2 protein-coding genes and 1 pseudogene are annotated in these 2,732 nt (G+C 69.5%); all 3 read right to left on the bottom strand.

The features are described 5' to 3' along the window. Window positions 1-234: pseudogene (locus AC27IQ_RS22085) on the bottom strand (hypothetical protein); the annotation flags it as partial. Between the two features lie 83 nt (window positions 235-317). Next, the gene (gene mraY / locus AC27IQ_RS22080; RefSeq protein ID WP_284393025.1) at window positions 318-1,496 is read right to left on the bottom strand and encodes a phospho-N-acetylmuramoyl-pentapeptide-transferase; all 1,179 of its coding nucleotides are present in this window, start codon (window positions 1,494-1,496) and stop codon (window positions 318-320) included. Beyond that, a partial coding sequence (locus tag AC27IQ_RS22075; protein WP_487090805.1) for a UDP-N-acetylmuramoyl-tripeptide--D-alanyl-D-alanine ligase occupies window positions 1,487-2,732 on the bottom strand: 1,246 nt, incomplete at its 5' end. The genes AC27IQ_RS22075 and mraY, both read right to left, overlap by 10 nt.

The raw sequence follows: 2,732 nt of genomic DNA, 5'->3' as shown, positions 1-2,732 counted from the left end.
GGCCGAGACCGCGGGCGCGGTCATGCCGGCGAGCGCCTGCGCCATCGCGTCGTTCGCGGGGGCGGGTGGTGCCTGCGGGGCCGGTGCGGAGGATGCGTCCTGGTCCTGCGGCGCCAGCGCCACGCTTTCGGGCATGCAGGGCACGTCGGGCGAATCGGGAGCGCCGGATGCGTCGGAGCGCGGCGGCATGGCGTCCATGCCCTGCAACGGCACCACCCCGGACGGCGAAACCATGGGCGCGCCCTCCCCCTCGCCTGGGCCATCGGCACCCTGCGGCAGGCCTGGCGCCTCGCCAGGAAGAAGGGGGTCGTGCGGGTTCATCGCAGTTTCAGCGTGGTCAGGCCGATCAGGCACAGCAGCATGGTGATGATCCAGAAGCGCACGACCACCTGCGTCTCCTTCCAGCCGCTTTTCTCGAAATGGTGGTGCAGCGGCGCCATCTTGAGCAGCCGCCGGCCCTGGCCGTAGCGCTTCTTGGTGTACTTGAACCAAGCGACCTGCAGCATCACCGAAAGCGCCTCGACCACGAAGATGCCGCCCATGATGGCCAGCACGATCTCCTGGCGCACGATGACGGCAATGGTGCCCAAAGCGCCGCCCAGCGCCAGCGCGCCCACGTCGCCCATGAACACCTGGGCCGGGTGGGTGTTGAACCACAGGAATGCCAGGCCCGCGCCGGCCATGGCCGAGCAGAAGATCAGCAATTCGCCCGCGCCGGCGATGTGCGGGAACAGCAGGTACTTGGAGTACACCGTGCTGCCAGCCACGTAGGCGAACAGCCCCAGCGCCGAGCCCACCATAACGACCGGCATGATCGCCAGGCCATCGAGGCCGTCGGTCAGGTTGACCGCGTTGCTCGATCCCACGATCACGAGGTAGGTCAGGATCACGAAGCCCAGCACGCCCAGCGGGTAGCTGACTTCCTTGAAGAACGGCACCAGCAGCCCGGCCTGCGGCGGCAGGTCCAGCGAGAAGCCGGATTGCACCCAGGTGATGAACAGTTCGAACACGCGCGAATTGGAGTTCTCGGAAATGCTGAACACCAGGTAGAGCGCCGCCAGCAGGCCGATGACGGACTGCCAGAAATACTTCTCGCGCGAGCGCATGCCTTCCGGGTCCTTGCGCACCACCTTGCGCCAGTCGTCCACCCAGCCGATGGCGCCGAAGCCCAGGGTCACGGCCAGCACGATCCACACGAAACGGTTGGACAGGTCGAACCACAGCAGCGTGGAGATCGCGATCGAGCCCAGGATCAGCACGCCCCCCATGGTCGGCGTGCCGCTCTTGGAGAGGTGCGATTCCATCGCGTAGCCACGGATGGGCTGGCCGATCTTGAGCGAGGTGAGCATGCGGATCACCTTCGGCCCCGCCGCCAGCCCGATCACCAGCGCCGTGAGCGCCGCCATCACCGCACGGAACGTGAGGTACTGGAAGACGCGGAAGAACCCGAACTCCGGCGACAGGCCCTGCAGCCATTGCGACAGTATCAGCAGCATGTGGCGCCCCCGCGTGCGTTCTTCGTCGTGTCCGCACGGGCTTCCAGCACCTGCACCACCTGCTCCATCTTCATGAACCGAGATCCCTTCACCAGCACGCTGCCCACCTGGGGCAGGGCTTGCTGCACCGCTGCGAGCAGCGATGCCATGTCGTCGAAATGCCGCGCATCCGGCCCGTAGGCCTGCGCGGCGTGAGTGCTGAGCGCGCCCAGCGCGAACAGCCTGCCGATGCCGCTGGCGCGCGCCTGGGCGCCCGCCTCGGCGTGGAACTGCGGCCCCTGCTCGCCCACCTCGCCCATGTCGCCCAGCACCAGCAGCTGCGGGCCGGGCAGGCCGGCAAGCACGTCGATGGCGGCGCGCATGGAGTCGGGGTTGGCGTTGTAGGTGTCGTCCACCGCCGTGACCACGCGTCCGTCCTGCGGCACGCTGAAGGCGCGCGAGCGCCCCTTGACCGGAATGAAGGCCGAGAGCCCGCGCGCCACGGCGTCGAGCGGCACACCGGCCGCCAACGCGCAGGCCGTGGCGGCCAGGGCGTTGGTCACGTTGTGCATGCCGGCAATGCGCAGCGTGGCATCGAAGCCGCCCTGCGGCGTGTCGATGCGGATGCGCCAGGCACTGCCCTCCCACCGCGCGGCGGTGCAGCGCACGTCGGCCCCGTCCGCGCCGAAGGTGATGCAGCGGCGCCCCGCAGCCAGTTGCCGCCACAGCGCGGTGTAGGCATCGCCCGCCGGGAACACGGCCACGCCCTCGGCGGGCAGGGCCGAGAGGCAGGAGCCGTTCTCTTCGGCCACGGCCTGGACCGTGTGCATGAACTCCAGGTGCTCGCGCTGCGCGTTGTTGACGAGGGCCACCGTGGGGCGGGCCAGGTCGGCCAGGTACGCGATCTCGCCCGGATGGTTCATGCCCAGCTCGATCACGGCCGCCTCGTGCGCCGCGTTGAGCCGCAGCAGCATCAGCGGCACGCCGATGTCGTTGTTGAAATTGCCTTGCGTCGCAAAGGCGGCCGAGCCCTTCCAGGCCTGCAGCACCGCCGCGATCATCTGCGTGACGGTGGTCTTGCCGTTGCTGCCGGTCACCCCGATCAGCGGCAGCCGGAACTGGGCACGCCAGCCAGCGGCCAGGGCGCCAAGCGCCGCGAGGGTATCTGGCACCTCGATGCCGGGCAGGCCGGCGGCCTCCAGGCCGCCGTGGGCCACGGCCGCAGCGGCGCCGGCCGTGCGCGCATCGGCCAGAAAG

It is taken from the genome of Acidovorax sp. KPB24-07, from assembly GCF_057543315.1.
Note: the sequence above shows the minus strand (reverse complement) of the source record. Positions and strands in the feature narration are given on the sequence as shown.

What these genes read in the sequence shown, in the direction of transcription:
- mraY (WP_284393025.1), bottom strand. Translation starts at nt 1,496, where the DNA reads ATGCTGCTGATACTGTCGCAATGGCTGCAGGGCCTGTCGCCGGAGTTC.